We start from the raw sequence: 26549 nt of genomic DNA, 5'->3' as shown, positions 1-26549 counted from the left end.
TTCTAGCCGTGTCTTGGTTGACGCTGATGGGACACTGATTCCACCGGCGACACTGTTCAGTCACCTGTTTGATGGAGGTTCGCATGGCCCCTGACCTGATTCCCTTGGCGCAAGCCCACTGCATCCCGCGCAAAGGCAGCGAGCACCGGCTCGGCCAGGCCCGCCTGGCAGAACTGCTGCCGCAGCTTCCGGGCTGGGAGCTGGCCGAAAACGGCCTGGCGCTGGTGCGCACATTCCGCTTCGACAACTACTACGGCACGATGGCCTTCGTGAACGCGCTGGCCTGGATCGCGCATGCCGAAGACCACCACCCGGATCTGGGCGTGCATTACGACCGCGCCGTGGTGCGCTTCTCCACCCACGATGTGGGCGGCCTGAGCGAGAACGACTTCATCTGTGCCGCCAAGGCATCCGCATTAACGGAGCAATGACATGAAACTGCGTTTGCTGTTGGCGTCCCTCGCTGCTGCCGTGTCGCTGAGCGCCTGCAATTCCTCCGATCAACCGGCCGCGCCGGTCATCGCCCCAACCGAAGTTGCCGCCGTACAGACTCCGCCACCGGACTACCCGGCCGACCTGGCCTGCACCGGCGTAGGCGGCAAGAGCGTGCTCAAGGTCGTGGTCGGCCCGCAGGGCACGCCGACCGAAGTGGCCCTGCTCACCAGCAGCGGCAACAGCCGGCTGGATGACTCGGCCGTCGCCCGCGTGCGCGAGTGGAAGTTCAATGCCGCCACCCGCAACGGCCAGCCGGTGCCGACCACCATCCAGGTGCCGGTGAGCTTCAATCCGCCGGACCCCAAACCCAACGAATGCTTTGCCATTGAAGAGCAGGCACGCCGCGGCGGCTGATCGCCCGGCCTCTACATGCACGGAATCTCCACTGACAATCTATGGATGGCGTTCGGGCTGACCTTCGCCGCTGGCCTTGCCACGGCCATCGGCAGCCTGATGGTGCTGTTCTCCAAGCGCCCGAACCCGCGCCTGCTGGCTTTCGGGTTGGCGTTCGCCGGCGGCGCGATGGTTTACGTGTCGCTGTCGGAAATCCTGAACAAGTCCATCGCTTCGTTCGCCCTGAGCTACGGCGAACGGCTCGGCTTCACCTACGGCACGCTGTGGTTCCTCGGCGGCGTGCTGCTGGTGGTGCTGATCGACCACCTGGTGCCGAATCCGCACGAAACCCTGGACAAGCAGGACCCGGCGTTCAAGGAAAAGAACCGCAGCAGCATTCGCCGGGTCGGCCTGCTCAGCGCCGTTGCGATCACCGCGCACAACTTCCCGGAAGGCCTGGCGACCTTCTTCGCGACTCTGGAAAGCCCGTCGGTCGGCTTGCCATTGGCGTTCGCCATCGCCATTCACAACATCCCGGAAGGCATCGCCATCGCGGTGCCGGTGTATTTCGCCACCGGACGCAAGTCGTATGCCTTTGGCGCCAGCCTGTTGTCAGGCCTCGCCGAACCCGTCGGTGCGGCCATCGGCTACTTCGCCCTGGCCGGCTCGCTGTCGCATGCCACCTTCGGCGCCGTGTTCGGCCTGATCGCCGGCATCATGGTGTTCCTGGCCCTGGACGAACTGCTGCCCGCGGCCAAGCGTTACGCCAAGGGCCACGAGACCGTCTACGGACTGGTCATCGGCATGGCGACCATCGCGATCAGCCTGGTGCTGTTCAAGTGGTGATGCTGAAGCAGGGATCGGGGAGCTGGGAGCGGGGAATGAGAGAAGGCTTGCTGCCTCTCGTTCCTTGATGAAGTTGGAGCCAGGAGCCCTGCCCCATTCAGTTTTTGCTCTGATCTGGTTGATTCATTAGTAAAGGGCGAGGATTTGCATCCCCGCCCTTCTTCTACCGGACCTGCGGCCTTGCTCAGGCCAGGCGATCCAGCGCCTCGACCAGTTCCGGCGCCAGCGGTGCGTTGAGCACGTAAGGTGTCTTGCCAGCGTCCAGCGCAAACTCCAACGAAGCTGCATGCAGGAACAGGCGTTTCAAGCCGATCTGCTCACGAAGCCGCTTGTTGACTGCAGGATCGCCGTATTTGTCATCCGCAGCCACCGCATGCCCGATATGTTGGGCATGCACGCGGATTTGGTGGGTACGGCCGGTTTCGATCCGAACCTCACAGTAAGAATGTCCACCGCGCCGTTCCAGCACGCGGAAATGGCTCAGCGACGCCTTGCCGGCCGGATTGACCTGGACATGGCGCTCACCGCCCTGTCTCAAACCAACGTGCAACGGCGCATCCACGCTCATCACCCCGTCCGGCATCCGGCCGACCAGCAGGGTCAGGTAGCGTTTCTGGATGCCGCCACGGTCCTCACGCATCAGCGCCTGCAGCTCGGTCAGCGCCGAACGCTTCTTGGCCATGATCAGCAAGCCCGAGGTATCCCGGTCCAACCGATGCACCAGTTCCAGGTTCTGGGTCGGGCGCAACACCCGCATGGTTTCGATGGCGCCATGACTGATGCCGCTGCCGCCATGGCTGGCCACGCCGGACGGTTTGTTGATCACCAGCAGCTTGGCGTCTTCAAAGACGATGGCTTCCTCCATACGCTGCAGGAAGCTGCTCGGCGGCGGCGTCTTTTCTCCCACCTCAATGAGATTGACCGGCGGCACGCGCACCTCGTCGCCCACCTCCAGCTTGCGCTCGGCCTTGGCACGGCCGCCGTTGATCCGGACCTGGCCGCTGCGCACCAGCTTGTACACCAAACTGCGTGGCGCGCCCTTGAGCTGGCCGAGCAGGAAGTTGTCCAGGCGCTGTCCAGCACGGTCTTCGGAAACCTTGATCATGCGCACGCTGGTCTTGGCGGCGGGCGGGGTACTGCGGTGGTCGGAGTCAGTCATCAGCCTATTTATTCTGCTACACTCGGGCCGCGATATAAGGGTTTGATTTCGTTGGAAGTTGGTCAGGGCCAGAAGCCCCGCTCCCTACGAATCCGGCACAGTGCGCGGCCACCGCCCCCGGGGCGGCCATGTTAGCGGCTCGTCGGCGTTCCCGGCCATCGCCGGTTGCCAAAAGGCATCCGTGCTGGACGAAACCAATGTCCCGCGCGACGCCCCCGGCCTTGGCCGGAGGCAGCCGCCGGCCCTGAAACACCTATAAAACAAGAATAGAAGCGCTCCCGCGGCCTGCCGTGGTGTCGTAGCGCTGGAAACCCAAGCTGCCCTACCCGCGCCTGCGCGATTGGACGGCGACCCGTGTCCAGAGGCGAAACCCCATGGCGTTCCGCGCGGTAGCAGCGCGCGAGGAACGCACAATGAAGCGAATGCTGATCAATGCCACGCAGGCTGAAGAGCTGCGCGTGGCCATCGTCGACGGGCAGAACCTGTACGACATCGACATCGAACAGCCGTCGAAGGAACAAAAGAAGTCCAACATCTACAAGGGCCGCATCACCCGCCTGGAGCCGTCGCTCGAGGCCGCCTTTGTCGAGTACGGCGGCGAACGCCACGGCTTCCTGCCGCTGAAGGAAATCTCCCGCGATTACTTCCAGGCTGGCGTCGACCACAACAAGGCCGGCATCAAGGAACTCCTGCGCGAAGGCCAGGAAATCGTTGTCCAGGTGGACAAGGATGAGCGTGGCAACAAGGGCGCCGCCCTGACCACCTTCATCTCGCTGGCCGGCCGCTACATGGTGCTGATGCCCAATTCGCCGTCCGCTGGCGGCGTTTCGCGTCGCATCGAGGGCGAAGACCGCGCAGCACTGAAGGAAGCGCTGGACAAGCTCGACATCCCTGACGACATGGGCGTGATCATCCGCACCGCCGGCGTCGGCCGCGATGCCGAAGAGCTGCAGTGGGATCTGGACTACCTGCTCCAGGTCTGGCGCTCGATTGCCGAAGCCGCACTGACCAAGCCTGCGCCGTTCCTGATCTACCAGGAGTCGCGTCTGATCGTGCGCGCCCTGCGCGATTACCTGCGTTCGGACATCGGCGAAATCCTGGTCGACACCGAAGAGCTGTATGAGACCGCCCGCGAGTTCATGCAGCAGGTGATGCCGCAGACCCTGCGCAAGCTCAAGCATTACAAAGACGACATCCCGCTGTTCAACCGCTTCCAGATCGAATCGCAGATCGAGGCGATCTACGAGCGCAACGTGCGTCTGCCCTCGGGCGGCTCGATCGTGGTCGACCAGACCGAAGCGCTGACCGCCGTCGACGTGAACTCGGCCCGTGCCACCAAGGGCACCGACATCGAGGACACCGCGTTCCAGACCAACCTGGAGGCCGCTGAAGAAGTGGCTCGCCAGCTGCGCCTGCGCGACCTCGGCGGCCTGGTGGTCATCGACTTCATCGACATGTCCTCGAGCAAGCACCAGCGCGAAGTCGAGAACCGTCTGCAGAACGCGCTGAAGTACGACCGCGCCCGCGTCCAGTTGGGCCGCATCTCGCGCTTCGGCTTGATGGAAATGAGCCGCCAGCGTCTGCGCCCGAGCTTGGGCGAATCCAGCCAGATCGTCTGCCCGCGTTGTGACGGCCAAGGCCGCATGCGCAGCATCGAGTCGCTGTCGCTGTCGATCATCCGCGTCGCCGAAGAGCACGCCATGAAGGAAAACACCGGGCAGGTGCTGGTACAGGCCCCGGTGGAGATCGCCAACTACCTGCTCAACGAGAAGCGCAGTGCCCTGCGCGAGATCGAAACCCGTCACGACGCGCCGATCATCATCGTCGCCGACGAGCAGCTGCACACCCCGCATTACGAAGTCACGCGCCTGCGCGACAACGAAATGGGCGACGAGTCCGGCAAGCCGAGCTACCAGCGCGGCACCCCGCGCAAGCTGCCTGTTCACGCCCTGACCAAGGCACAGCTGAACATCCCGCCGGCACCGGCCGTGACCCACGTCAAGCACAGCCAGCCGGCGCCGCTGCGTGAGATCGCCGAAGAAGCCGCACCGGCAGCACCGGTTGCTACTGCACCCGCTGCTCCGGCGGCAGGTGGCGTGATGGGCTGGCTCAAGCGCGTGTTCGGCGGCGAAACCGCCCCGGCAGCCGCTCCCGCCCAGCCGCAGCGCCAGGAAGGCGGCCGCAACAACCGCAATGACCGCAACCCGCGTCGCGACGGCCGCAGTGGCAACAACGGCCCGCAGGCTCGCAATGGCGGCAATGCCAACGCGAACGGCAACCGTCGCGATGAGCGCCGTGAAGACCGTCGCCAGGGTGCCAACAACGCCCAGCCGCAGGCTCAGGAACAGAAGGACCAGAACAACGGTCAGCCGCAGAAGCAGCGCAACGAGCAGGCCCAGCAGGGCAAGCAGCCGCGCAATGAGCAGGGCCAGCAAGGCAAGCCGCGCAACGAGCAGCAGCAACCCAAGCAGCCAAAGCCGCAGAAGCAGCCCAAGCCGCAGGATGCCGAGAAGGCTGCACAGCCGCAGCAGGCGAGCGAAAAGCCCGCCCGTCAGCCGCAGGCCGGCGCTCAGGTTGCCAGCAATGCAGTCACCGCCGGTGCCGTGGTTGCAGCGGAAGCGATCAATCTGCCGGTAACGCCGGTCAACGCTACGTCGCCGGCAACAGAAGCCACCAAGCCGGTTGTCGAGTCCGATGAGCAGGTTGCAACGCTCGCCGTCACCGACGAAACCTCCCCCGCCGTCGCAGGCGAGGAAGGCAACGGTGAAGCCGGTAGCCGTCGTCGTCGCGGTCGTCGCGGCGGCCGTCGTCGTCGTCGCGGCAATGCCGAAGGCGCTGCAGCAGGCGAGATCCTGAGCGGTGACGAAGATGGCGGCGACGAGTTCGATGATGGCGAAGTCGCCGAAGCATCGGCATCGACCCCAGCCAGCAGCCAGCCCGAGTTCGACTTTGATGACGAACCAGCCAGTACCCCGGCACCGGTGAAGGCTGCGCCTGTCGCTGCCAGCGTCGCACCGGCTGCTCAGGCACCTGTCGCTGTACAAGCGCCGGTTGTTCAGGCGGCGACCAAGCCTGACTTCGTTGCCGCGCCGACTCCAGTCGTCGAAGCTTCGCCGGTTCCGGTAGCAGCAGCGCCCGTACAGGAACTGCCTGCAACGCCTGCACCGGTCGTCGTTCAAGCAGCGCCGGTCGTGGTCGAAACGCCGGTCGTCGTAGAAGCACCGATCGTTGAAGCCACGCCCGCGGTCATCGCAGCACCGGTCGCTGTAGCGCCGGTGGTGGCCGAAGCCCCGAAGCCGGCACCCGCCGTTGTCGAGATCGCGCCGACTCCAGCGCTGGTTGCAGTTGAAGCTGCCGCTCCGGTCGTTGCTGAAGTGACCCCGGAAGCAGTTGCCCCCGCGGCGACCCAGCAGGAAACGCCGGCACCGGCTGCACCGGAGAACGGCCAACTGTTCGCCCAGGCGGCCGCCACTGAAAGCAGCAAGCCGCAGGAAGACGTCGCGCCTGCTGCTGAACCGGCCAAAGTCGCGGAAGTAGCCGAGAAAGAAGTGGAAGAAGATCAGCCGCGTAACGCCTGATCAACCACCACTGCAGTAATCGAAAAAGCGGCCGGCAACGGCCGCTTTTTTGTTGCTTCGCCCCCAGCCCGCAACTATCTGGAATTGCAGTGGCTCTGGAGATGCTTTGGTGGTGCGGAAAAATACCGCCCCATCAACTTATTCAATCGCCCGCAACAGAAGCTATCTGTCGGATGCCGCGCTTGTGCTCAGTTCGCTCCATTCGGTTGTGCCAATCAGTCCTAAGGCCGCCCTTTGCGCGGCCAAATTTCACCGCTGCATTTGTCGACAGATCACTGGGAGCGGAATGCGAAAGCCCCGGGCGCCCTGCACTTACCCGGGCCCGGGGGCTCCAACTCCTGCCGGTGACCCTATAGCTCTGGCCAGGACGCATAAAAAATGAGCGGCCATTGGCCGCTCATTCTTCCTGTTCCAGCATTTCCGCTACCAATCAGCGAGACCTGCGAATATCAGATGGCCCGCGACGGATCACCGATTCCATACTGACCGGCCAAGCGGGCGAGCGCGATGTTGTCCTGCACACCCGCCTTCAGGAACAAGCGCGCCTTGTGTGTGTTCACCGTCTTTGCGCTGAGGCACAAGCGCCGCGCAATCTCCTCTTGGCGATGCCCCTGGATCAGCAGCAAAGCCACTTCCAGTTCGCGTGGCGACAACGCATCAAACGGTGAGTCATCGCCCTCAAGATTCGACAAGGCCAGGTTCTGCGCAATGCTGTTGGCCAGATACCGCTTGCCCAGCGCCACATCGTGGATGGCTCGGATCAATTCACGCGAATCCCCGGCCTTGCCTACATAACCCGATGCGCCAGCTTCCAGCAGGCGCTTGGGCATCGGCCCGTCTTCAAGCACGGAGACAATGATGACCCGCGTGCCGTGATCGCCTTTAACGATCCGCTCGGTGATCTCCAACCCACTCAATCCCGGCAGGTGCAGATCACAGAGCACCACATCCGGCTTGAGGCGACGAATCTGCGGCAGCGCCACTTCGCCACTGTCCGCTTCTCCCACAACGTCGATTTCGGTTTGTCCAGAAAGAATCATCCGAATGCCAGTGCGCACAAGCGCGTGGTCATCGATGAGAAAAACCTTGATGGTCATGACGCATTCCTCTCGGCGAGGTGACAGTTGAAGCCTTGGCCATTCCCCAGAAGCCGGAAATCCAGAATGACGGCCTCCCTCGTCATCCTTTGGCACAGAGCACGCGTATTATCGACCAGAAGTGACCAACCCCTGCATTCCTATCGGCTGAAAAACATCAGATTGGTCATCCCCGTGGCGTCAGGGCAACGGCGAAACTTGTTCCGTCGTTGCCGTAGCCACTATGTGGCAGGAGCAAAGACGCGGCTATCAGGTCATTTCTTCGATACAAATAAGATATTTCTGAGCCAAAATTGCTGACAATCCGCAGACGAAAATCAGGGTGCGGGTAGCGACCAACGGCGCCGGAACATCACCATGTATACGCCCAGTACCCATACCAAGGCAGCACACCAGCCACCGAGAATGTCCGACGGGTAATGCACGCCCAGGTACACCCGGGCCGAACCCACCAGCGCGACAAAGACCGCCGCCGCGCACAGTGCGGGCCAACGCCAACGGGTATTCCAAAGCAACAACACCACGGTCAGCGCCAAGGTCATTGAGCCCATTGCGTGGCCGCTGGGGAAACTAAACGTGCTTTCCGGCGCAACCGACTCCCAAAGACTTGGGCGTTCGCGCTGGAAAATCTGCTTGCTGCCAAGATTCAGCAGCGCCGAGCCGATGAACGCCGCAGCGGCAAATGCCGCTTTGCGCCAACGCCGCATCAGCAGCAACGCGCCAACGATAAGTATGTCGGCGGGGATTACACCCCATTGGTACCCCAGCTTGGACATCAGCACGAAGAAGCTGTTCAGAGCCGGCGATGCCAAACCATGCATTTTCCAGAGCAGCGCATCGTCGAAATGGAAGGCTTCGGCTTCGTGGATCTCATCGGCCAGCGAAACAAAGCCTGCCAGCGGCAGCAGCACACCGACGAACAACAGCACCAGCCGCCACGCATTGTGGGCCAGCCAGCGCCGTAGGCCCGCGGCCTCGCTCCGGGAATCAACCGGAGCTTCGGGCATAACGGTTCTCAACGTAGTCGTCGATCAGGGCCACGAATTCCTGGGCGATGTTTTCACCGCGCAGCGTGATCTTCTTTTCGCCATCGACAAACACCGGCGCGGCCGGCGTTTCACCCGTGCCCGGCAGTGAGATGCCGATGTTGGCGTGACGCGATTCGCCGGGGCCGTTGACGATGCAGCCCATCACCGCGAGCGTCATGTTTTCCGCGCCGGGATGGCTGATACGCCAGACCGGCATTTTCTCGCGCACATGGTTCTGCACCACTTTGGCCAGCTCCTGGAAGAACTCGGAGGTGGTGCGGCCGCAACCGGGGCACGCGGTGACCATTGGCGTGAAAGCGCGCTGGCCGGTGGTCTGCAGCAACTCCTGCGCCACGATGACTTCCTGCGTGCGCGACTGGCCCGGCTCGGGCGTCAGCGAAATGCGAATGGTGTCGCCGATGCCTTCCTGCAACAGCACAGCCAGCGCCGCCGACGAGGCGACGATGCCCTTGCTGCCGATACCCGCCTCAGTCAGGCCCAGGTGCAGTGCGAAATCAGAACGCGTGGCGAGATCGCGGTACACCGCAATCAGCTCCTGCACGCCGCTGACCTTGGCCGACAACACGATACGGTCGTGCGGCAGACCCAGCTCAACAGCGGTCTGCGCCGAATCGAGCGCCGAGCGGATCAGGGCTTCGCGCAGCACGCGACCAGCATCCCATGGCTGCGCACGCTGGCTGTTCTCGTCCATCAGCTTGGCGGCAAGCGCCTGATCCAACGAGCCCCAGTTGGCGCCGATGCGCACGGGCTTGTCGTACTTGATGGCGAATTCGATCAGCTGCGCGAACTGCGTGTCTTTCTTCTTGCCGAAGCCGACGTTGCCCGGGTTGATCCGGTACTTGGCCAATGCTTCGGCGCAGGCCGGCTCTTGGGTCAACAACTGGTGGCCGTTGTAATGGAAGTCGCCGATCAGGGGCACGTCGATGCCCATCATCTGCAGCTTCTCGACAATGCGCGGAATGGCCGCTGCCGACTCAGGATTGTTGACGGTCAGCCGCACCATTTCCGAACCCGCGCGCCACAGTTGTGCCACCTGCTTCACGCTGCCGGCGATGTCGGCGGTGTCGGTATTGGTCATCGACTGGACGACCACAGGATGGCCTCCGCCCACCTTTATGCCACCGATGTTCACGGCTTGGGTGATACGGCGAGGCCAGGAGGTGGCGTCGGTGGGCGGTGTTGGGCGGGTAACGGCGTCGTGCATGGGGCGCATTTTACCGCGACCGTCGCCACATCGGGATGAACCTTCCGTTGTGTGTCAGCGGGCCTGACAGAATACGATTGCGCCCATGGATTCCCCTGACACCTCGTTTCTCCGCACCCTGTGCAGCCTGCGCTGGCTGGCCACTGCCGGCCAGGCCGCCACCATTCTTGTCGCCACCTGGCTGCTGGGACTGGAATTGCCGCAGATTCCGCTATGGAGCGGCGTCCTGGTGCTGGCGCTGTTCAACCTGTACGCCCAGCTGCGGGTGCACGACAGCAACCCGGCACCGGTGACCGCGTTTGGCCACATCTTGGTGGATGTCACGGTCCTGACCTGGATGGTGGGCTGGAGCGGCGGCATCTCCAATCCGTTTGGTTCGCTGTTCCTGATCCTGATCGCACTGGCGGCGCTAGCGCTGCCGCTGCGCTGGACGCATGCGGTGGCGGCAGCCTGCGTTGCCGGTTATGCCTTGAGCGCCGTGTTCGGGCTGCCGCTGCAGGGCGGCTACTTCGATTCACTGAATCTGCACCTGTGGGGCGCGGCGGCCAACTTCCTGCTGTCCAGCGTGGTGGTATTGGTGTTCTCCACGCGGCTGGCGGCGGCATTGCGCGAGCGAGAGAATCAGCTGGCGTTGTTGCGCGAACGCTTTGTACGCAATGAAGGCATCGTCGCCCTGGCCACACATGCCGCCTCGGTGGCGCACGAACTCAACACGCCATTGGCAACGATGACCCTGCTCACCGACGACATTGCCGAGCAATGCGCCGACAACCCGGAAATGCGCGACGACCTGGAAACCCTGCGCGAGCTGCTGGTGCAATGCCGTGAGCGCGTACTGGCCTTGGCCGCCCCGGCCGAAGGCGCGAGCCGCACGCCGGTTTCCATCGGCAGCGTGCTGGAACAATGGCGCCTGGTCCGCCCGACCATCCAACTGCGCCGCAACGCCAATGCGCCACTGCAGCTGAAGTTGGACCCGGGCGTTGGTCATCTGCTGCAGGTGCTGCTCAACAATGCCGCCGATGCCGGCGAGTTCAGCGGACGACCACAAATCGACCTGGACATCCGCGTGCGCGACGGACAGTTGTACGGCGAGGTGCGCGACTACGGGCCGGGCTTCAACGCCCACGATGCCGCCCTGCCCGGCACGCTGTTCAACAGCGGCAAAACCGATGGCATGGGTGTTGGCCTGGCCCTGTCCCATGCCACCATTGAACGCTTGCACGGCGAGTTGTGGATGCGCCCGGCCGAAGGCCTGGGTGCCCGCGTCGGCTTTCGCCTGCCGTTGGACAACACCGAGGTAAACGCATGAATGCTCCCGCCACACACGGGCTGCTGGTCGACGACGACCCTTTGTACCTGCGCACACTGCAACGCACGCTCGCGCGGCGCGGCATTGAAGCGCTCACTGCTGCCGATATCGCCGGCGCACTGCAGCTGGCCATGCAATCGCCGCCGGCATTTGCGTTGATCGACCTGAAGCTGGGCAGCGAGTCCGGCCTCAATCTGATCCAGCCGTTGCGCGAGTTGCGCCAGGACATGCGCATCCTGCTGGTCACCGGTTATGCCTCCATCGCCACGGCGGTGGAAGCCATCAAGCTGGGCGCGGACGACTACCTGCCCAAGCCGGCGACGGTGCAGATGATTCTGCGTGCGTTGGGCGAAGAGGATGAAGCGGGCGATGAGCCGGAAGAAATCGAACCACCGGATTCGATGACGCCGATCAGCCGGTTGCAGTGGGAACACATTCAACAAGCGATGCACGAAACCGGCGGCAATGTCTCGGCGGCGGCGCGCTTGCTGGGCATGCATCGGCGTTCGTTGCAGCGGAAGCTGACCAAACGACCCAGCCCGGAGCGGGATCCGAATCGGTGACGCGCGAGCTGTGAGCTGATTGAGCCCCTCTCCCGCATACGGGGTGAGAGGGGCAGCTTACGAACCATTGGTTCGTTGCCCATCGAACGCCCTTGCGCCAGTGCAAGGGCCGGGGCGCGGAGCGGGGGTTGGGGTGAGGGCAGATCACAGAGTCCCGGTGAATACCCTGCAGTCCTGACCAAAGCCAGCGGCTTAAGAGCCCCCTCATCCGCCCCTTCGGGGCACCTCGCTCCGCGCCCCGGCCTCGCACAGCGTGCGAGGCGTTCAGTCATGCACGAGCCGGTGGCTCGTAAGCCGCATGCCTTCACCCCGCAAGCGGGAGAAGGGATATCTCAAGCCAACCTGTTTCCACAAACAACAACGCCGCGCATTTCTGCGCGGCGTTGTTGCTTCATCTATCGATAACCCGCTCGATTCAGCGCAAGCGCGCCAGGATTTCCCGTGTCATCGGATCGGCGATTTCGACTGCTTCACCCTGCAGCGCCGGCAGCAACTGGCTAGCCAATTGCTTGCCCAGTTCAACGCCGAACTGGTCAAACGCGTTGATGCCCCACACCAGCGACTGCACATACACCGCGTGTTCGTACATGGCGATCAACGCACCCAAGGCCTGCGGCGTCAACGCGTCGAACAGGATCAAGGTGCTTGGACGACCGCCCGGATACTGGCGATGCGGGTCTTCACTGTCCTGACCGTTTGCCAATGCCTCGGTCTGTGCCAGCAGGTTGGCCAACAGCGCCTGGTGATTGACCGTGTACGGGTTGTCGGCCTGCACACAGCCGATGAAATCGGCCGGCACGATGCTGGTGCCCTGATGCAGCGCCTGGAAGAAGCTGTGCTGCACATCAGTGCCCGCCCCGCCCCACCACACCGGCACGGTATCGGCATCGACCGGGCTACCGTCAAGCTTCACGCGCTTGCCCAGGCTTTCCATCACCAGCTGCTGCAGGTAGGCCGGCAGCAATGCCAAACGCTGGTCGTAGGTCATCACCGCGTGCGTGGCATGACCCAGCACGTTGCGGTTCCAGATATCGGTCAGTGCGTGCAGCACCGGCAGGTTGCGCTCGAACGGCGCACTCGCGGCATGCGCATCCATCTGCGCAGCACCGGCCAGCAATTGGCCGAAACCCTCAAAGCCAATCGCCAACGCAATCGGGAAGCCCACCGCCGACCACAGCGAATAGCGACCGCCCACCCAATCCCACATCGGCAGCACGCGCTCGCCTGCGATGTCGAATGCCTTGGCCGCACGTTCCGGATTGGCGCTGACTGCATACAGGCGCTCACTGCCACCCAGCCAATCGCGCAGGATGCCGCCATTGAGCAGCGTTTCCTGGGTGCCAAAGGTTTTGGAAATCAGGATGCCGGCGGTCGTGGCCGGATCGAGCGTCGCCAAGGTGCGCTGCATTGCAGCGCCGTCAACATTGGAGACAAAGTGCACGCGAAAACGCGCGCCGCTCGCCGGGCGCAACGCATCGGCCACCAGCCGCGGACCGAGGTCCGAACCACCAATACCGACACTGACGATGTCAGTGACATTGCTGGCTTCCAACTGCTGGATCAGCGCGCCCATGCGCTGCTGCACGGCGGCAGCTTCCGCATGCGCGGCGACCGCTTCGGGCGTGCTGCTGGCATTGCCGCGCAGCGCGCTGTGCAGCACCGCACGGTCTTCGGTGATGTTGATTTTGTCGCCACCGAACAGGCGCTGAAAACCACCGGCGACATCGTGCGCGGTGGCCAGCTCCAGCAATGACTGCAATGCCGCGCGGTCGTACTTCTGCCGCGCGAAATTGACATACAACGGACCGACGGTGAGTGCCAGGTCTTTTACCCGGTCCGGCTCAGCGGCCATCAGCGTGGGGATACTCGTGCCCTGCAGTCGCTGGGCGTGAGCGTGCAATACGTCGAATCCGTTGTACTTGGTCATGCGGCCTGTGTGGGAATTGAAGTGTTGGTGTGGGTGATGCGGTTGTCGCCGTCCACGTAAACCAGCGTGGGCTGGAATGCGTCGGCTTCCGCTTCGCTCATGCCGGCGAACGCAGCAATGATGATGATGTCGCCCACCTGCACATGGCGCGCCGCGCCGCCGTTGAGCGAGATGATGCCGCTGCCGGCTTCGGCGCGAAGTGCGTAGGTGGAGAAGCGCGCACCGTTGGTCACATCCCAGATGTGTACCTGTTCAAATTCGCGGATGCCGGTGGCCTGGAGCAGGTTGTCGTCGATCGCGATGGAGCCTTCGTAGTTCAGCTCCGAATGGGTGACGGTGGCGCGATGGATCTTGGTCTTGAGCAGGGAGAGTTGCATGGCAATGCCGAAACTGCGTGAGAAAGAGCGCAGTCTAGCACCGGCACGACCGCCCGCTCGCACTGCAACATACCTTTGCGCTGGCGGTGTCGCAGACACGACGATGGCGCCACAAGGGCGCCATCGTCGGTCAAACTTCGGGCCTGCAATGGACAGGGAAAGTCCCGTCCAAGCCCTATTCAGAACTCGATATTGTCGATCAACCGGGTATTGCCCAGCTTGGCTGCGACCAGCGCAACGCGCTCGCCCGGCTGATCTTCAACTGGCTCACTCAGGCTCGGCAGACGCACTACCGCGTAATCCACCTGGAAGCCAGCGGCCTGCAACTGCGCAACGCCGTCAGCTTCCACCTTGTCGCGCGCGACACCGGCCAGGCTTGCATCGCGCATCGCCAGCAACACGCTGCGGATGACCGTTGCATGCGGGCGCACCTCATCAGTCAGGTACTGATTGCGGGAACTCATTGCCAGGCCGTCGTCTTCGCGGACGATCTCACCGCCAATGACTTCGACCGGCATCGCCAGGTCGGTCACCATCTGCCGGATCACCGCCAACTGCTGGTAATCCTTGCGGCCAAAGGCGGCCACATCGGGTGTCACTTGATTGAACAACCGGCTGACCACCGTACACACGCCATCAAAGTGACCCGGACGGTGTGCGCCTTCCAACAGGCTGCTCACCCCCGGCACATGCACCTTGGCAGCCAACTCCACGCCAAACGGGTACATGGATTCCACCGTCGGCAGCCAAAGCACGTCACAACCGGCCTTTTCCAAGCCGCTGGTGTCTTCTTCAGGCGTGCGCGGGTAGCGGGTGAAATCCTCGTTCGGGCCGAACTGGGTCGGGTTGACGAACACGCTGGAAACCACGCGATCGGTATGCTCGCGCACCAGCTTCACCAGCGAATAGTGGCCCGCATGCAGGTTGCCCATGGTGGGTACGAAACCCACGCGCAGCCCGTCGCGCTTCCAGCCGGCGACGATGGCACGCAGTCGGCTGAGTTCGGTGACAGTCTCGATCATGATGCGTACGCATGCTCCGCGTCGGGGAAGGTGCCATCGCGCACGGCGTCGGCGTAAGCACGGACGGCGCCAGCCACGGAACCGCCTTCGGCAAGGAAATCCTTGACGAACTTGGGCCTGCGGTGACCGCTGTCCAAGCCGAGGAAGTCATGCAGCACCAGCACCTGCCCATCGCACTCCGGGCCAGCACCGATACCAATGGTGGGAATGGAGATCGCAGCGGTGACGCGCCCAGCCAACGGGGTCGGCACGCATTCCAGCACCAGCAGGCTGGCGCCGGCGTCGGCCACGGCCTTGGCGTCGTCCACCAATTGCTGGGCGGCGTCGCCACGGCCCTGCACCCGGTAACCACCCAGACGCAACACCGATTGCGGTGTCAGGCCCAAGTGCGAACACACCGGAATCTCGCGTTCGACCAAGTGACGGATGATGTCCAGCTTGAAGCCGGCGCCTTCGAGCTTGACCATCTCCGCGCCGGCCTGCAGCAGCTTCAGCGACGCATCAAGCGCGCGCTCGGGCGTGGCGTCGGCGCCGAACGGCAGGTCGGCCACCAGCAGCGCGCGTTCCAGCACGCGGGCCACTGCAGTGGTGTGATAAACGATGTCGGCCACGCTGACCGGCAGCGTGGAATCGTGCCCCTGCACCACCATGCCCAGCGAATCGCCGATGAGGATCAGGTCGACGCCATTGGCGTCGAATGCACGTGCGAAACCTGCGTCGTAAGCGGTCAACATCACCAGCTTCTGACCATTGCGCTTGGCTTCGGCCAGGGCCGGAACCGTCCAGGGCTTGCTGTCTGCGTGGGTGCTCATGTGGGAATAACGATTGGCGATGAGCCGACCATTATCCGCCTATCGGCTCGATATCGGCGATTTTCATGTCAGCCAACACGTCATGCACTGTTCCATGGCCGGGAATCAAGGCGCTCGGCGCCACGTCAGCCAAGGGCAACAGGGCGAACGCGCGCTCGTGCAGGAACGGGTGCGGCACCACCAACTGCGGCAACGCGATGGTCTGCTCGCCGTAAAGAAGAAGGTCCAGGTCCAGCGTGCGCGGCCCCCACTGCTGGCCGGGTTCACGCACTCGGCCGAACGCCTGCTCGGTGGCGAGCAGGTGTTCCAGCAAGGCCGGCGCGGACAATTCCGTCGCCACTGCCGCAGCCGCGTTGACGAAATCCGGCTGGGCCTCGTTGCCCCAGGCGGGGGTCCGGTACAGCCGCGAGGCCGACAGCAGGCGCGTCTGCGGCAAGCGATCCAATGCCTGGATCGCTGCGCGTACCGTGGCCTGTGCGTCTCCCAGGTTGGCTCCCAACCCGATGCAGGCAACCACCATCAGGCGATTACTCGCCCGTCGCGGGGCTGGGGCTGGAACTACCGCCACCGCTACGACGGCGGCGACGCCGACGACGTGGCACATCACCTTCCTGCCCGTCCTCGGCCAGCACCGAATCCGGCGCGGACTCGATTTCGTGCCCGTTCTGCAGCTGCGCCTCGCGCCAGAACGCGATGTCGTCCTGATGCTCCGACGAAGCGGCCTGACGCAGCAGCAGGAAATCGAATGCCGCGCGGAAACGCGGATGGCTCAGCGTGCGGAACACACGCTTGCGCTGACGCGAGCTGAAGCGCGACTGCATCAACCAGATTTCCTGCATCGGCAGCGAGAAGCGGCGCGGCAGTGCAATCGTGGTCAGCTGGTGCAGTGTCACCCGGTCGGCGGCGCGGCGCTGCGCTTCTTCCGGCGCCATGCCCTGCTTCTGCAGGCCGATCAGGGCCCGACAGAATGCCGGCCACAGCAGCAGCGCGAACAGGAATGCAGGCGACACCGGTTCTTCATTGGCCACGCGCTCGTCGGTGTTGCGCAGCCCTTCAATCAGGATGCGACGCAGGGCACCGGAACGGTTGCTCTTCAATGCGGCCGCGCTTTCCGGGAACATCACCGCCAGCAGGCCGAAACGTTCCAAGCCTTCAAAGCTGGCAACGGCGTGCCCGGACAGGAACAGCTTGAGCACTTCTTCAAACAGACGCGCCGGGGCGGCCTCGCTCAACAGGTTGGCAAGACGCGGCAGCGGCTCTGCAGTGGGGGCGTCGATCTGGAAATTGAGCTTGGCTGCCAGCCGCACCGCACGCAGCATGCGCACCGGGTCTTCGCGGTAACGCTGCTCGGGGTCGCCGATCAAACGCATGCGCCGCGCCAGTACGTCCTCGAAGCCGCCGGTGTAGTCACGCACCGAGAAATCCTCGATGGCGTAATACAAGGCATTGCAGGTGAAGTCGCGACGGACCGCGTCGTCCTCGATGCTGCCGTAGACGTTGTCACGCACCAGCATGCCGTTCTCGACCTCTCGGTCGCCGCTGCCGTCATCGACGTTGGCGCGGAACGTGGCCACCTCGATGATCTCGCGGCCGAACACCACATGTGCCAGGCGGAAGCGCCTGCCGATGAGGCGGCAATTGCGGAACAACTGCTTGACCTGTTCGGGCGTGGCATCAGTGGCCACATCGAAATCTTTGGGGCGACCACCGACGAGAAGGTCGCGCACGGCGCCCCCTACCAGGTAGGCACCAAATCCGGACTCACGCAGGCGATACAGCACGCGAAGCGCATTGGGACTGATGTCCTTGCGCGAAATGGTGTGCTGGTCACGCGGGATGACGTGCAGGGTGAACGGTGTTGTAACTGTGGAATTGATGGTGGCGATTCCAATTGGGGTTGCGGGATTGCCGAGTGGCAACCAGATGCATATACTAGCGCGCTCGCCAGACGCGACCAAACGCTCCCTTCGTCTAGAGGTTAGGACGTGGCCCTCTCAAGGCTAAAACAGGGGTTCGAGTCCCCTAGGGAGCACCAACTCAAGTCTGCGAAACCAAAAAGCCCCGCCCTGCGGGGTTTTTTGCTTTACACCTCAGCCGCCCCGCCCGCATAGGCCGCCAGCCACCGGATTGAGACCCCAACCGCACACCCCCGGCATCGTGCACTAGAATTGCCGGGATCAAAGCCGGACCCTGTCATGCCCTTCGTCGTTACCGAAAACTGCATCAAGTGCAAACACACCGATTGCGTTGAAGTCTGCCCCGTGGATTGCTTCCACGAAGGCCCCAACTTCCTGGTGATCGACCCGGACGAATGCATTGATTGCACGCTGTGCGAGCCGGAATGCCCGGTCAACGCCATTTTCCCGGAGGACGATGTACCTGCCGGCCAGGAGAAGTTCGTCGGCCTCAATGCCGAGCTGGCAAAAGAGTGGCCGGTGCTCACCGTGCGCAAAGATCCCCCGGCCGATGCCGCCGAATGGGATGGCAAGCCGGACAAGCTCAAGCTGCTTGAGCGCTGAGCAGCGCACATACGCTGAAACGAAAAACGGGCGCCGATGGCGCCCGTTTTGTTTTACCCGGTTGAAGCAACCCGCCTCAGCCGGCCAACTTGGCCTTCAGCGCCGACACCAGCTTCACGGCAGCCGCATCGGTTGCCGGCAGGCCACGCGGATCTACCGCCGACACATACACGCCGGAATCCACCGCCACCACGCGCACCAGGAAGTTGCTGCCTTCGTAGCCCACATCGTAGGAGCCCAGCAGCTGCGCGCGGCTGGCGATGTTCACACCTTCAATGGTGGCCAGCGCGTCGCCGACCTTGGCGAACACGTCTTCACGGCTGCCGGCAATGGTGAAGCCACTCTGCGAAGCCGCAGGCGCGGCCTGCGCGCCAGCGGCCGGCTTGGCAGCCGAGGCCAGCGCGGGAATCGCCGTGGCACCCGCGGTGTTGGGCACATTCAGATCCGGCGGCACTTCCAGCGGACGCACTTCCGGCGCGAGCGCGTAATCGCCACGCGCACCCCGGTGGCAGCCGGTGGCGGCAACGGTTGCAACGGCCAGCAGCGCCAGCGACAGCACGCGAACGGTAGAGGTTTGACGCATGGGTGAATCTCCAGGGTTCAGGCCACTGTGATCAGTGGCTGGATAGTTCTTCCAACGCGCCCACGTCCGCCGCCAGGTGGTCGGCGGCAGCATGGTGCTGCGCAGAAAGCGGGAGCAGCGGCAGGCGCAACCCGTGGCCGATACCCAGACGCTGCAACAGCGCCTTGACCGGAATGGGGTTGGACTCGACGCCACAGAAATCGTGGTACGGCTGCAGACGGGCATCCCAGGCTTCGGCCGCCTCGTGCTCGCCGGCACGGGCCAGATCGCACATGGTGCGGTATGCGCCCGGCAACACGTTGGAACCGACTGAGATCAGGCCATCGGCCCCGGCCAGCATGGAACGCGCGGCGGTGCCGTCGTCGCCGCTGAGCAGGGTGAAGCTGCCGCTGCGCAGGGCCAACAGCGCTTTGACCCGGGAGGCATCGCCCACCGCTTCCTTGATGCCGACGATGTTCGGGTGCGAGGCCAGCTCGGCCACGGTCTCCGGCAACAAGTCGCAACCGGTACGGCCGGGCACGTTGTACAGCACCACCGGCAAACCACCCTGCTCGGCCACCGCCAGATAATGCAGGCGTAGGCCTTCCTGGGTGGGACGCACGTAGGGCGGTGCCACGACCAGCGCATGGGTAGCGCCATTGGCCGCTGCGCGCTGGGTCAGTGCGATGGTCCGGGCGGTGCCCGACAGACCGGTACCCGCAAGTATCGGCATCTTCCCGCCGAGTGCCGTCACGGCGCTGCGCAGCAGACCGTCATATTCATCATCGGACAGGGTGGACGCTTCGCCGGTCGAGCCCGCCACGACAACGCCTTGGACGCCGGCTTTGAGCTGCAGGGCCAGCAAATGCTGCCAGGCAGCGGAATCGAGTGCGCCGTCAGCGTGGAACGGGGTCGCCAACGCGGTGATAAGGCCGGAAATGGACAATGGGATCGTCGCTCTTCGTGGGGGTGAAGAAGCCTACCAGCGGGCAGGTTCGTAACCGAAGGCATGTTACTTGCCGGTCGAAAGCACGGGCAAGTATGCTGGGCACCAGTGTTCGGCCCGTCCCCGGCGCCGTTCAGACTCTCAAGCATTTCCGGAACCATCTTGACCGACACCACGCCGCGGCAGCTGCCGACAGAAAACCACCTCCTGATCAACGCCTATACGACGCATCCGGAGTCCCCCCTGCTGTCCGTCACCCGTCGTATCGCTGACAGCGGCTGCAATCTGGTTGACGCCCGCCTTTCCACGGTGGGCCGCGATGTCTCGGTCACCACCCTGGCCACGGGCTCGTGGGACGCTGTGGCCAAGCTCGAAGCCATGCTCACCCGCCTGGAACGCGAGGAGAACCTGAAGCTGGTGTGGTACCGCACTGCCGCCAAGCAGGTGCAGTCCAACCTGCTGCCCTACATCGTGGAAGTGGTTGCCGCCGACAAGCCGGGCATCCTGTTCCAGCTGGCCGATTTCTTCGACCGCCAGGGCATCACCATCGAGAACCTGCAGAGCACGCGTTACCAGGCCATGCAGACCGGTGCGGAAATGTTTTCGGCGCAGATCACCATCGGCGTACCCTCCAACATGCATATCGCCGCATTGCGCGACGACTTCCTCGAATTCTGCGACCACCTCAACCTGGACGCGATCATGGACCCGATGAAGTTCTGAACATTCGCGCGCCCGTCACAGGCGCGCGGCGTTTCATGTAATTGCAATCGAACTACCCCAGGCTCCGGAAAGGATCTGATGAACATCGGCGATACCCTGGACCGCACCACTCTCGACCTCCCGCTGGCCCTGTCCGGCGGCGCCACCACCACCCTCGCCGAACAGGCCGGTCACTGGTTGGTGCTCTACTTCTACCCGAAGGACAGCACGCCCGGCTGTACCACAGAGGGGCTGGACTTCAACGCCCTGCTCCCCAAGTTCAAGCGCGCCGGTGCGCAGGTGTTTGGCGTCTCGCGAGATTCGGTGAAGTCGCATGACAATTTCTGCGGCAAACAGGGGTTCAAATTCCCCCTGATCAGCGACACCGACGAGGCACTGTGCAACGCCTTCGACGTGATCAAGATGAAGAACATGTACGGCAAACAGGTGCGTGGCATCGAACGCAGCACCTTTTTGATTTCGCCCGATGGCACGCTCGTGCAGGAATGGCGCAAAGTAAAAGTCGCCGGCCATGCCGACGCCGTACTCGACGCCTTGAAGGCCGCTCAAACCAAGTGACCCAACTCCCGTCCCCACCCTCGCCATTGCCCTGCTCCGCAGGCGCGATGGCGTGACCCTGTCCCGCCACCAGGAATCGACGATGACCCGAGGCAAGCGCATCTACGTACTGGATACCAACGTGCTGATGCACGATCCGACCGCGCTGTTCAAGTTCGAGGAGCACGATGTCTACCTGCCGATGCAGGTGATCGAGGAACTGGACAACAGCAAGAAGGGCACCACGGAAGCAAGCCGCAACGCCCGTCAGGTAAGCCGCTTTCTGGATGAGTTGATCGAAGCGGCAGGCATCAGCAGCGTGCAGCAGGGCGCCCCTTTGGCGCGTCCGCATGGCCTGCAGCTGCGCGGCGCACAGAGCGCGGGCCGGCTGTACTTCCAGACCAGCCATTTCGACGCTGGCAAGAGCTTCGGCAAGGTCATCCCCGACAACGCCATCCTCGGCGCCATTCTGGTGCTGAAGGAACAACAGCCTGACATACCGGTGGTGTTCATCTCCAAGGACATCAACCTGCGCATCAAGGCGGCGATCGCCGGCATTGATTCGGAGGACTACGAAAACGACCGCGCGCTGGACGATTTCAGCCTGCTCTACACCGGCGCCACGCAGTTGCCGGAGGACTTCTGGAAGAAGCACACCGACAACCTGCGCAGCTGGAGTGACAAGGGCCGCACCAGCTATGAAATTCTCGCGGCCGACGACGAAGAGTGGCACCCGAACCAGTACGCCTATCTGCCCGGCGAGGACGAAGTCGAACTGAAGGTCTCCAAGGTCGAGGGCGATGGCCGCGTCACCTTGGCGCTGGTCAACGACTTCCGCCACAGCTCGCATGCGGTGTGGGGCATCGCCGCGCGCAACCGCGAGCAGAACTTCGCACTCAACGCGTTGATGGACCCGGAGATCGATTTCGTCACCCTGCTCGGCACTGCCGGCACCGGCAAGACGCTGCTGGCCCTTGCGGCTGGCCTGGCGCAGACGATGGACACCCAGCGCTATCGCGAAATCATCATGACCCGCGCCACGGTCAGCGTCGGCGAAGACATCGGCTTCCTGCCCGGCACCGAGGAAGAAAAGATGACGCCGTGGATGGGGGCACTCACCGACAACCTGGAAGTGCTCACCCACAACCAGGACGGCGGCACCTGGGGCCGCGCGGCCACCAATGACCTGCTCGCCAGCCGCATCAAGATCCGCTCGCTCAACTTCATGCGCGGCCGCACCTTCCTGTCGCGCTACCTGATTCTGGACGAGGCACAGAACCTCACCCCGAAGCAGATGAAGACCCTGATCACCCGCGCCGGCCCCGGCACCAAGATCGTCTGCCTGGGCAACGTCGAGCAGATCGACACGCCGTATCTGACCGAAACCACCTCCGGCCTCACCTACGCGGTGGACCGCTTCAAGAATTGGCCGCACAGTGCGCACATCACGTTGCGCCGGGGCGAGCGTTCGCGCCTGGCCGATTACGCCTCGGAGGTTCTGTGAAACACCTGCACGTCCTGCTGTTGGCCAGCGCGTCGCTCGCGCTGGCCGCCTGCACCCCTTCCAACGTCAAACCCGGCGCCACCGTGCCGACCGCCATCAAGGCCGGTCAGTCGTGGGTGGTCACCCGGCCGGTAGTCGCTGCGCAGGTGCTCGACACCTGCTCACGCGACAGCCCCGCCCGCCACGCCGGCACCGTGACCGGCTACTGGGCGCCCAGCCGCGCCGACATTGACGCACTGGAAAGCCAACTCTCGCAGCTGGCTCCCCACGTTGCCGAGGCCAGCCTGAGCAACCGCCAGTACGTCGGCTTTGAGTCCAGTGGCAAGCGCCTGATCTACATCAACGCCTTCCCGCTGCCGGACCACAGCGACATCAACCCGGCGCGCGAGGCCATTCGCGTCTGCGATGGCGGCAAGCAGTTCTGGGGCGCGGTGTACGACCCGCAGACAAGCACTTTTACCGACGTGCAGTTCAACGGCCCACCGTCGGCGCTCTGACGGGAGCGTCGACATGGGGATACGGCTGCCCACCTGGGTTTGGATCGGAGCGATTGCGTTGTCCTGCGTGGCCGGCATGGTCAACGTGGTCGGCTTTCTTGGTTTCGAGCACCAGGCGGTCAGCCACCTCACCGGCAGCACCAGCCAGCTTGGCATGGCCCTGATTCAAGGTGACCTACGCTCCATCGGACATCTGTGGGGGCTGCTGATTGCATTTTCGCTCGGTGCGATGCTCAGCGGCTTGATCATCCAGGACGGCGTACTGCAGCTCGGCCGTCGCTACGGCATCGCACTGGCGCTGGAATCGGCGCTACTGCTCCTGGCCATCCCGTTGTTCAAGCAGCAACAGATATGGGGGGCGATGCTTGCGGCGATGGCCTGCGGACTACAGAACGCCATGGCCACCACGTTCAGCGGTGCCGTGGTGCGCACCACGCATCTCAGCGGCATGTTCACCGACCTTGGCATCGGCCTCGGTCACCTGCTGCGGGGCCTTCCCCTGCCGATGCGCAGGCTGACACTGAGCGGGCTGATCATCGGCGGCTTTCTTGCCGGCAGCATGCTGGGAGCATGGTTGTTCATGCACTGGCAGTACGACGCGCTGTTGGCGCCAGCGCTACTCACCGGTCTGACCGGGCTGGGCTATGTGATCTATCGACAGTGGGCACTGCTGCGGGCTCGGTAAGGCAGGTTGCAGGCAAACATTGCACAATCGCCGCATGACGCCTTCTACCCCCGTTTCCGCACTCACCATCGCCGGCTCCGACTCCGGCGGCGGCGCTGGCATCCAGGCGGACCTCAAAGCATTCGCCGCACATCGCGTGCATGGCCTATCTGCCATCGCCGCGCTCACCGCACAGAACACGCGCGGCGTCTCCGCCGTGCACGTGCCGCCAATGTCCTTTCTACAAGCGCAGATTGATGCGTGCTTCGACGATTTCGACATCCACGCGGTGAAGCTGGGCATGCTGGCCAACGCCGAGGTGATCCATCTCGTCGCCGACGCACTTGAGCGGCGCCAACCGACGCATGTCGTACTTGACCCGGTAATGGTCGCCACCAGCGGCGCCAAATTACTGGAAGACAGTGCGCTGCGCGCCATGCGCGAGCGCCTGCTGCCATTGGCCACCCTGCTCACCCCCAACACGCCAGAAGCCGAGCTGCTGCTCGGTCGCCGCATCACCAACGCCGCCGAAGCCGAAAGTGCGGCCGCTGCGTTGATCGACATGGGCGCAGGCGCGGTGCTGCTCAAAGGCGGCCACCTACACGAAGGCAATCGGGTGGTTGACCGTTATTTCGACGGCGTCACTCGCGAGGAATTCCGCCACGCCCGCCTGCCCGTCGATGCACACGGCACCGGCTGCACGCTCGCCTCGGCCATCGCCGCACAACTATGCCGCGGATTGTCGCTAGCCAACGCCTGCGAAGCAGCCATCGACTACATCGCGCGCGGCTTGCAGGGCGGCTATCAACCCGGCCACAGCGAGGTGATGGTGCTAGATCACTTCGGCGCCGCGCCGTCCGCATGAAGACGCTGACCCGGCTGCCCGTCGTCAGCGCTGACGATCATCATTTCGAGCTGCTCGCCTGCATTCCCGAGCAACCGATCGCCAGCCTGCTTTGGCTACCGGCGTTGGGCGTATCGGCGCGCAATTACCAAGCGTTCGCTGAAGCACTGGCCGCCAAGGGCATCGCCGTGTTCCTGCACGAATGGCGCGGCAATGGCAGCAGCAGCCTGCGTCCGGATCGCCAACACGATTGGGGTTACCGCGAAGTGCTGGACTACGATCTGCCTGCCGCCGAAGCCGTCGTGCAACGCACGCTGCCCGGCTTGCCGCTGCGGCTCGGCGGTCACAGCCTGGGCGGCCAACTGAGTTGCTGCTATGCCGGCCAACGCAATGGTGATCTGCAAACGCTGTGGCTGGTGGCCAGTGGTACGCCATGGTGGCGCAGCTTTCCTGCACCACGTCGCTACCTGCTGCCGCTGGCGTACCGCTTCCTGCCTTGGCTGGCCCGCAAGCGCGGTGCCCTGCCCGGCCGACGTGTCGGTTTTGGCGGCACCGAAGCGCGCGGCCTGATCCGCGACTGGGCGCGCGTGGGCCTGAGCAATCACTACGCCGCCCACGGGCTGCCCGCAGATCTGGAAGCTGGCATGCGCAGCGTCCACGCACCGGTTTCAGCATTGGTGTTCGACGAGGACTGGCTGGCCCCGGCCAGCTCAATGCAATCCTTGCTGCAGAAGCTACCCAACGCCCCGCATACGCTGCGCGTGATGAATTCCAGCGACCTGGGCACGGTCGCAGACCATTTCCACTGGATGAAAACACCGCAAGTGATAGTCAGCGCATTGCTTCGTCACGAAGATTAAGAAAATTTCACAAAAACGTTGACGCAAACGCAGCATATCCGCATAATCTCGCTCCTGACGACGCGCCCGTAGCTCAGTTGGATAGAGTACCTGGCTACGAACCAGGCGGTCGGGAGTTCGAATCTCTCCGGGCGCACCACGTCAGAAAGCAGAATTCAATTCTGCGAAGCTTCAAAAAAAAAGAATGAAATGCGCGCCCGTAGCTCAGTTGGATAGAGTACCTGGCTACGAACCAGGCGGTCGGGAGTTCGAATCTCTCCGGGCGCACCACATTTCAAAGAAACAGCAGGCCATCGCCTGCTGTTTTTTTATGTGCGTTATTCAGGGAAGCGCAACAGCACCCCCGCACCTCTACATCCCCACGGCTCCACACCCGGACCTTTGCAGCAACATCTCCGCACCCGCACTTACGGCACCCGCCCAGCCACTGCGGCGCTTCACGCGCGCACAAGCACTCCGGCAGCCGCACAGAACCCAGCAAGCCGCAATCACCGCACACGACGAGCTGGACAGAGATACAGGCGACGGTGCCCGCGACAAACATGCCGCATCGAGCAGCAATGGCCATCCAGCACTGCACCGCAAGCCGGCAGAGGTGCAACTCCGCCGCATCCGTCGTCCAGCCGATGCACCGCGACGCACGACTGCACGACAAAACACCCACTATCGCCACCCACGCAAAACACAAAGAGCGCACTCGCGCGACAAAAACTACAGGCAACAAAAAAGCCCCTGAAAGGGGCTTTTTTGAACTGGCGGAGTGAGAGGGATTCGAACCCTCGATAGAGCTATAAACCCTATACTCCCTTAGCAGGGGAGCCCCTTCAGCCACTCGGGCATCACTCCGTTTCTCTTGCCCGCTGCGTATTCCGTAGCGGGGCGCGAAGAATAACGTTTAACGGGGTGAAAGGTAAACCCTTATTCGGAAGTTTCTTCACTTCCGGGTGCAACAGGCTCATCACCGCGCTGGATACGCTGGAAAATCTCCTCGCGATGCACCGCCACATCCTTCGGAGCGGTGATACCAATACGCACCTGGTTGCCCTTGACGCCGAGCACGGTCACGCTGACCGAGTCTCCGATCATCAAGGTTTCGCCTACTCGGCGAGTCAGGATCAACAT

At 63.5% G+C, this 26549-nt stretch carries 27 protein-coding genes and 4 tRNA genes; 17 read left to right on the top strand and 14 right to left on the bottom strand.

The window, feature by feature from the left end:
- Positions 1 to 83 precede the first annotated feature (83 nt).
- Genes ACREP4_RS09925 through zupT form a run of 3 tightly spaced genes read left to right on the top strand, consistent with a single transcriptional unit; the run spans position 84 to position 1674 of the window.
- On the top strand, positions 84 to 431 hold the full coding sequence (locus ACREP4_RS09925; protein WP_431596013.1) for a 4a-hydroxytetrahydrobiopterin dehydratase: 348 nt from the start codon (positions 84 to 86) through the stop codon (positions 429 to 431).
- A gap of 1 nt (position 432) precedes the next feature.
- Positions 433 to 849 carry an energy transducer TonB gene (locus ACREP4_RS09920; RefSeq protein ID WP_431596012.1) on the top strand — a complete coding sequence of 139 codons (417 nt, stop codon included), beginning with the start codon at positions 433 to 435 and terminating at the stop codon, positions 847 to 849.
- A gap of 15 nt (positions 850 to 864) precedes the next feature.
- A complete protein-coding gene (gene zupT, locus ACREP4_RS09915; protein WP_431596011.1) occupies positions 865 to 1674 on the top strand; it encodes a zinc transporter ZupT in 810 nt (269 codons plus the stop codon).
- Positions 1675 to 1858: 184 nt separating this feature from the next.
- Here zupT and ACREP4_RS09910 read toward each other — a convergent pair whose 3' ends face one another.
- Positions 1859 to 2833, bottom strand: coding sequence for an RluA family pseudouridine synthase (locus tag ACREP4_RS09910; protein WP_431596010.1), 975 nt, complete (start codon positions 2831 to 2833; stop codon positions 1859 to 1861).
- A 413-nt stretch (positions 2834 to 3246) separates the two neighbouring features.
- Between ACREP4_RS09910 and ACREP4_RS09905 the strand changes: the two genes are divergently transcribed.
- Entirely contained in the window at positions 3247 to 6411 is a 3165-nt protein-coding gene (locus ACREP4_RS09905) for an Rne/Rng family ribonuclease (protein ID WP_431596009.1), read from the top strand.
- 449 nt (positions 6412 to 6860) lie between these two features.
- On the opposite strand, the gene ACREP4_RS09900 is transcribed toward ACREP4_RS09905, so the two are convergent.
- From ACREP4_RS09900 to ispG, 3 genes are all read right to left on the bottom strand, one after another.
- Positions 6861 to 7508: a response regulator gene (locus tag ACREP4_RS09900; protein ID WP_431596008.1), complete on the bottom strand. Its 648-nt coding sequence runs from the start codon at positions 7506 to 7508 to the stop codon at positions 6861 to 6863.
- A 317-nt stretch (positions 7509 to 7825) separates the two neighbouring features.
- The gene (locus ACREP4_RS09895; RefSeq protein ID WP_431596007.1) at positions 7826 to 8515 is read right to left on the bottom strand and encodes a phosphatase PAP2 family protein; all 690 of its coding nucleotides are present in this window, start codon (positions 8513 to 8515) and stop codon (positions 7826 to 7828) included.
- Complete coding sequence (gene ispG / locus ACREP4_RS09890) at positions 8496 to 9761, bottom strand: flavodoxin-dependent (E)-4-hydroxy-3-methylbut-2-enyl-diphosphate synthase (RefSeq protein WP_431596006.1); 1266 nt, start codon at positions 9759 to 9761, stop codon at positions 8496 to 8498. Before ispG ends, ACREP4_RS09895 begins: the two co-directional genes overlap by 20 nt.
- 85 nt (positions 9762 to 9846) lie before the next feature.
- On the opposite strand from ispG, the gene ACREP4_RS09885 reads away from it, so the two are divergent.
- Positions 9847 to 11070, top strand: coding sequence for an ATP-binding protein (locus ACREP4_RS09885; RefSeq protein ID WP_431596005.1), 1224 nt, complete (start codon positions 9847 to 9849; stop codon positions 11068 to 11070).
- Positions 11067 to 11633: a response regulator transcription factor gene (locus ACREP4_RS09880; RefSeq protein WP_431596004.1), complete on the top strand. Its 567-nt coding sequence runs from the start codon at positions 11067 to 11069 to the stop codon at positions 11631 to 11633. The genes ACREP4_RS09885 and ACREP4_RS09880 overlap by 4 nt, the downstream gene beginning before the upstream one ends.
- A 415-nt stretch (positions 11634 to 12048) precedes the next feature.
- Here ACREP4_RS09880 and pgi read toward each other — a convergent pair whose 3' ends face one another.
- The 6 genes from pgi to pcnB all read right to left on the bottom strand — a co-directional run bounded on the left by pgi (position 12049) and on the right by pcnB (position 17690).
- Positions 12049 to 13560 carry a glucose-6-phosphate isomerase gene (gene pgi, locus ACREP4_RS09875; protein WP_431596003.1) on the bottom strand — a complete coding sequence of 504 codons (1512 nt, stop codon included), beginning with the start codon at positions 13558 to 13560 and terminating at the stop codon, positions 12049 to 12051.
- The gene (gene panD, locus ACREP4_RS09870) at positions 13557 to 13937 is read right to left on the bottom strand and encodes an aspartate 1-decarboxylase (RefSeq protein ID WP_431596002.1); all 381 of its coding nucleotides are present in this window, start codon (positions 13935 to 13937) and stop codon (positions 13557 to 13559) included. Before panD ends, pgi begins: the two co-directional genes overlap by 4 nt.
- Before the next feature lie 179 nt (positions 13938 to 14116).
- The gene (gene panC, locus ACREP4_RS09865) at positions 14117 to 14959 is read right to left on the bottom strand and encodes a pantoate--beta-alanine ligase (protein ID WP_431596001.1); all 843 of its coding nucleotides are present in this window, start codon (positions 14957 to 14959) and stop codon (positions 14117 to 14119) included.
- Positions 14956 to 15771 (bottom strand): 3-methyl-2-oxobutanoate hydroxymethyltransferase, encoded by an 816-nt coding sequence (gene panB, locus ACREP4_RS09860; protein ID WP_431596000.1) that lies wholly within the window; start codon positions 15769 to 15771, stop codon positions 14956 to 14958. Before panB ends, panC begins: the two co-directional genes overlap by 4 nt.
- 31 nt (positions 15772 to 15802) lie before the next feature.
- A complete protein-coding gene (gene folK, locus ACREP4_RS09855) occupies positions 15803 to 16291 on the bottom strand; it encodes a 2-amino-4-hydroxy-6-hydroxymethyldihydropteridine diphosphokinase (RefSeq protein WP_431595999.1) in 489 nt (162 codons plus the stop codon).
- A gap of 7 nt (positions 16292 to 16298) precedes the next feature.
- Entirely contained in the window at positions 16299 to 17690 is a 1392-nt protein-coding gene (gene pcnB / locus ACREP4_RS09850; protein WP_431595998.1) for a polynucleotide adenylyltransferase PcnB, read from the bottom strand.
- A gap of 41 nt (positions 17691 to 17731) precedes the next feature.
- Here pcnB and ACREP4_RS09845 point away from each other — a divergent pair.
- Positions 17732 to 17806, top strand: a tRNA-Glu gene (locus tag ACREP4_RS09845).
- 160 nt (positions 17807 to 17966) lie between these two features.
- The gene (gene fdxA, locus ACREP4_RS09840) at positions 17967 to 18290 is read left to right on the top strand and encodes a ferredoxin FdxA (RefSeq protein WP_431595997.1); all 324 of its coding nucleotides are present in this window, start codon (positions 17967 to 17969) and stop codon (positions 18288 to 18290) included.
- Positions 18291 to 18366: 76 nt separating this feature from the next.
- On the opposite strand, the gene ACREP4_RS09835 is transcribed toward fdxA, so the two are convergent.
- On the bottom strand, positions 18367 to 18873 hold the full coding sequence (locus ACREP4_RS09835; protein ID WP_431595996.1) for a hypothetical protein: 507 nt from the start codon (positions 18871 to 18873) through the stop codon (positions 18367 to 18369).
- A gap of 31 nt (positions 18874 to 18904) precedes the next feature.
- Entirely contained in the window at positions 18905 to 19798 is an 894-nt protein-coding gene (dapA, locus tag ACREP4_RS09830) for a 4-hydroxy-tetrahydrodipicolinate synthase (RefSeq protein WP_431595995.1), read from the bottom strand.
- A 162-nt stretch (positions 19799 to 19960) separates the two neighbouring features.
- Here dapA and ACREP4_RS09825 point away from each other — a divergent pair, with 162 nt between their 5' ends.
- The 9 genes from ACREP4_RS09825 (at position 19961) to ACREP4_RS09785 (ending at position 25697) form a co-directional block, all read left to right on the top strand.
- On the top strand, positions 19961 to 20521 hold the full coding sequence (locus tag ACREP4_RS09825) for a glycine cleavage system protein R (protein ID WP_057632420.1): 561 nt from the start codon (positions 19961 to 19963) through the stop codon (positions 20519 to 20521).
- Positions 20522 to 20599: 78 nt separating this feature from the next.
- Positions 20600 to 21079 carry a peroxiredoxin gene (locus tag ACREP4_RS09820; RefSeq protein WP_431595994.1) on the top strand — a complete coding sequence of 160 codons (480 nt, stop codon included), beginning with the start codon at positions 20600 to 20602 and terminating at the stop codon, positions 21077 to 21079.
- A gap of 82 nt (positions 21080 to 21161) precedes the next feature.
- Positions 21162 to 22562 (top strand): PhoH family protein, encoded by a 1401-nt coding sequence (locus ACREP4_RS09815; RefSeq protein ID WP_431595993.1) that lies wholly within the window; start codon positions 21162 to 21164, stop codon positions 22560 to 22562.
- Between the two features lie 5 nt (positions 22563 to 22567).
- Entirely contained in the window at positions 22568 to 23059 is a 492-nt protein-coding gene (locus tag ACREP4_RS09810) for a hypothetical protein (protein WP_431596157.1), read from the top strand.
- 13 nt (positions 23060 to 23072) lie between these two features.
- The gene (locus ACREP4_RS09805) at positions 23073 to 23744 is read left to right on the top strand and encodes a YoaK family protein (RefSeq protein WP_431595992.1); all 672 of its coding nucleotides are present in this window, start codon (positions 23073 to 23075) and stop codon (positions 23742 to 23744) included.
- A 34-nt stretch (positions 23745 to 23778) separates the two neighbouring features.
- Positions 23779 to 24588 carry a bifunctional hydroxymethylpyrimidine kinase/phosphomethylpyrimidine kinase gene (gene thiD, locus ACREP4_RS09800; RefSeq protein WP_431595991.1) on the top strand — a complete coding sequence of 270 codons (810 nt, stop codon included), beginning with the start codon at positions 23779 to 23781 and terminating at the stop codon, positions 24586 to 24588.
- Positions 24585 to 25427: an alpha/beta hydrolase family protein gene (locus ACREP4_RS09795; protein WP_431595990.1), complete on the top strand. Its 843-nt coding sequence runs from the start codon at positions 24585 to 24587 to the stop codon at positions 25425 to 25427. The genes thiD and ACREP4_RS09795 overlap by 4 nt, the downstream gene beginning before the upstream one ends.
- A 62-nt stretch (positions 25428 to 25489) precedes the next feature.
- A tRNA-Arg gene (locus ACREP4_RS09790) sits at positions 25490 to 25566 on the top strand.
- Between the two features lie 54 nt (positions 25567 to 25620).
- A tRNA-Arg gene (locus ACREP4_RS09785) sits at positions 25621 to 25697 on the top strand.
- 483 nt (positions 25698 to 26180) lie between these two features.
- On the opposite strand, the gene ACREP4_RS09780 is transcribed toward ACREP4_RS09785, so the two are convergent.
- Positions 26181 to 26273, bottom strand: a tRNA-Ser gene (locus tag ACREP4_RS09780).
- A gap of 72 nt (positions 26274 to 26345) precedes the next feature.
- Positions 26346 to 26549, bottom strand: coding sequence for a carbon storage regulator CsrA (gene csrA, locus ACREP4_RS09775; protein WP_057632432.1), 204 nt, complete (start codon positions 26547 to 26549; stop codon positions 26346 to 26348).

Origin of the sequence: Stenotrophomonas sp., from assembly GCF_050737575.1 — a bacterium.
Taxonomy (GTDB): Bacteria; Pseudomonadota; Gammaproteobacteria; order Xanthomonadales; family Xanthomonadaceae; genus Stenotrophomonas.
The sequence above is the reverse complement of the archived record's forward strand: the minus strand, read 5'-3'. Positions and strand labels throughout refer to the sequence as shown.

Coding starts and splice junctions, on each gene's coding strand:
- ACREP4_RS09910 (WP_431596010.1), bottom strand. CDS start 2,833: ATGACTGACTCCGACCACCGCAGTACCCCGCCCGCCGCCAAGACCAGC.
- pgi (WP_431596003.1), bottom strand. CDS start 13,560: ATGACCAAGTACAACGGATTCGACGTATTGCACGCTCACGCCCAGCGA.
- panC (WP_431596001.1), bottom strand. CDS start 14,959: ATGATCGAGACTGTCACCGAACTCAGCCGACTGCGTGCCATCGTCGCC.
- ACREP4_RS09880 (WP_431596004.1), top strand. CDS start 11,067: ATGAATGCTCCCGCCACACACGGGCTGCTGGTCGACGACGACCCTTTG.
- ACREP4_RS09815 (WP_431595993.1), top strand. CDS start 21,162: ATGACCCGAGGCAAGCGCATCTACGTACTGGATACCAACGTGCTGATG.
- ACREP4_RS09805 (WP_431595992.1), top strand. CDS start 23,073: ATGGGGATACGGCTGCCCACCTGGGTTTGGATCGGAGCGATTGCGTTG.
- ACREP4_RS09885 (WP_431596005.1), top strand. CDS start 9,847: ATGGATTCCCCTGACACCTCGTTTCTCCGCACCCTGTGCAGCCTGCGC.
- ACREP4_RS09835 (WP_431595996.1), bottom strand. CDS start 18,873: ATGCGTCAAACCTCTACCGTTCGCGTGCTGTCGCTGGCGCTGCTGGCC.
- thiD (WP_431595991.1), top strand. CDS start 23,779: ATGACGCCTTCTACCCCCGTTTCCGCACTCACCATCGCCGGCTCCGAC.
- fdxA (WP_431595997.1), top strand. CDS start 17,967: ATGCCCTTCGTCGTTACCGAAAACTGCATCAAGTGCAAACACACCGAT.
- folK (WP_431595999.1), bottom strand. CDS start 16,291: ATGGTGGTTGCCTGCATCGGGTTGGGAGCCAACCTGGGAGACGCACAG.
- zupT (WP_431596011.1), top strand. CDS start 865: ATGCACGGAATCTCCACTGACAATCTATGGATGGCGTTCGGGCTGACC.
- ACREP4_RS09920 (WP_431596012.1), top strand. CDS start 433: ATGAAACTGCGTTTGCTGTTGGCGTCCCTCGCTGCTGCCGTGTCGCTG.
- ACREP4_RS09900 (WP_431596008.1), bottom strand. CDS start 7,508: ATGACCATCAAGGTTTTTCTCATCGATGACCACGCGCTTGTGCGCACT.
- panD (WP_431596002.1), bottom strand. CDS start 13,937: ATGCAACTCTCCCTGCTCAAGACCAAGATCCATCGCGCCACCGTCACC.
- ACREP4_RS09820 (WP_431595994.1), top strand. CDS start 20,600: ATGAACATCGGCGATACCCTGGACCGCACCACTCTCGACCTCCCGCTG.
- ACREP4_RS09895 (WP_431596007.1), bottom strand. CDS start 8,515: ATGCCCGAAGCTCCGGTTGATTCCCGGAGCGAGGCCGCGGGCCTACGG.
- ispG (WP_431596006.1), bottom strand. CDS start 9,761: ATGCACGACGCCGTTACCCGCCCAACACCGCCCACCGACGCCACCTCC.
- panB (WP_431596000.1), bottom strand. CDS start 15,771: ATGAGCACCCACGCAGACAGCAAGCCCTGGACGGTTCCGGCCCTGGCC.
- ACREP4_RS09795 (WP_431595990.1), top strand. CDS start 24,585: ATGAAGACGCTGACCCGGCTGCCCGTCGTCAGCGCTGACGATCATCAT.
- csrA (WP_057632432.1), bottom strand. CDS start 26,549: ATGTTGATCCTGACTCGCCGAGTAGGCGAAACCTTGATGATCGGAGAC.
- ACREP4_RS09925 (WP_431596013.1), top strand. CDS start 84: ATGGCCCCTGACCTGATTCCCTTGGCGCAAGCCCACTGCATCCCGCGC.
- ACREP4_RS09905 (WP_431596009.1), top strand. CDS start 3,247: ATGAAGCGAATGCTGATCAATGCCACGCAGGCTGAAGAGCTGCGCGTG.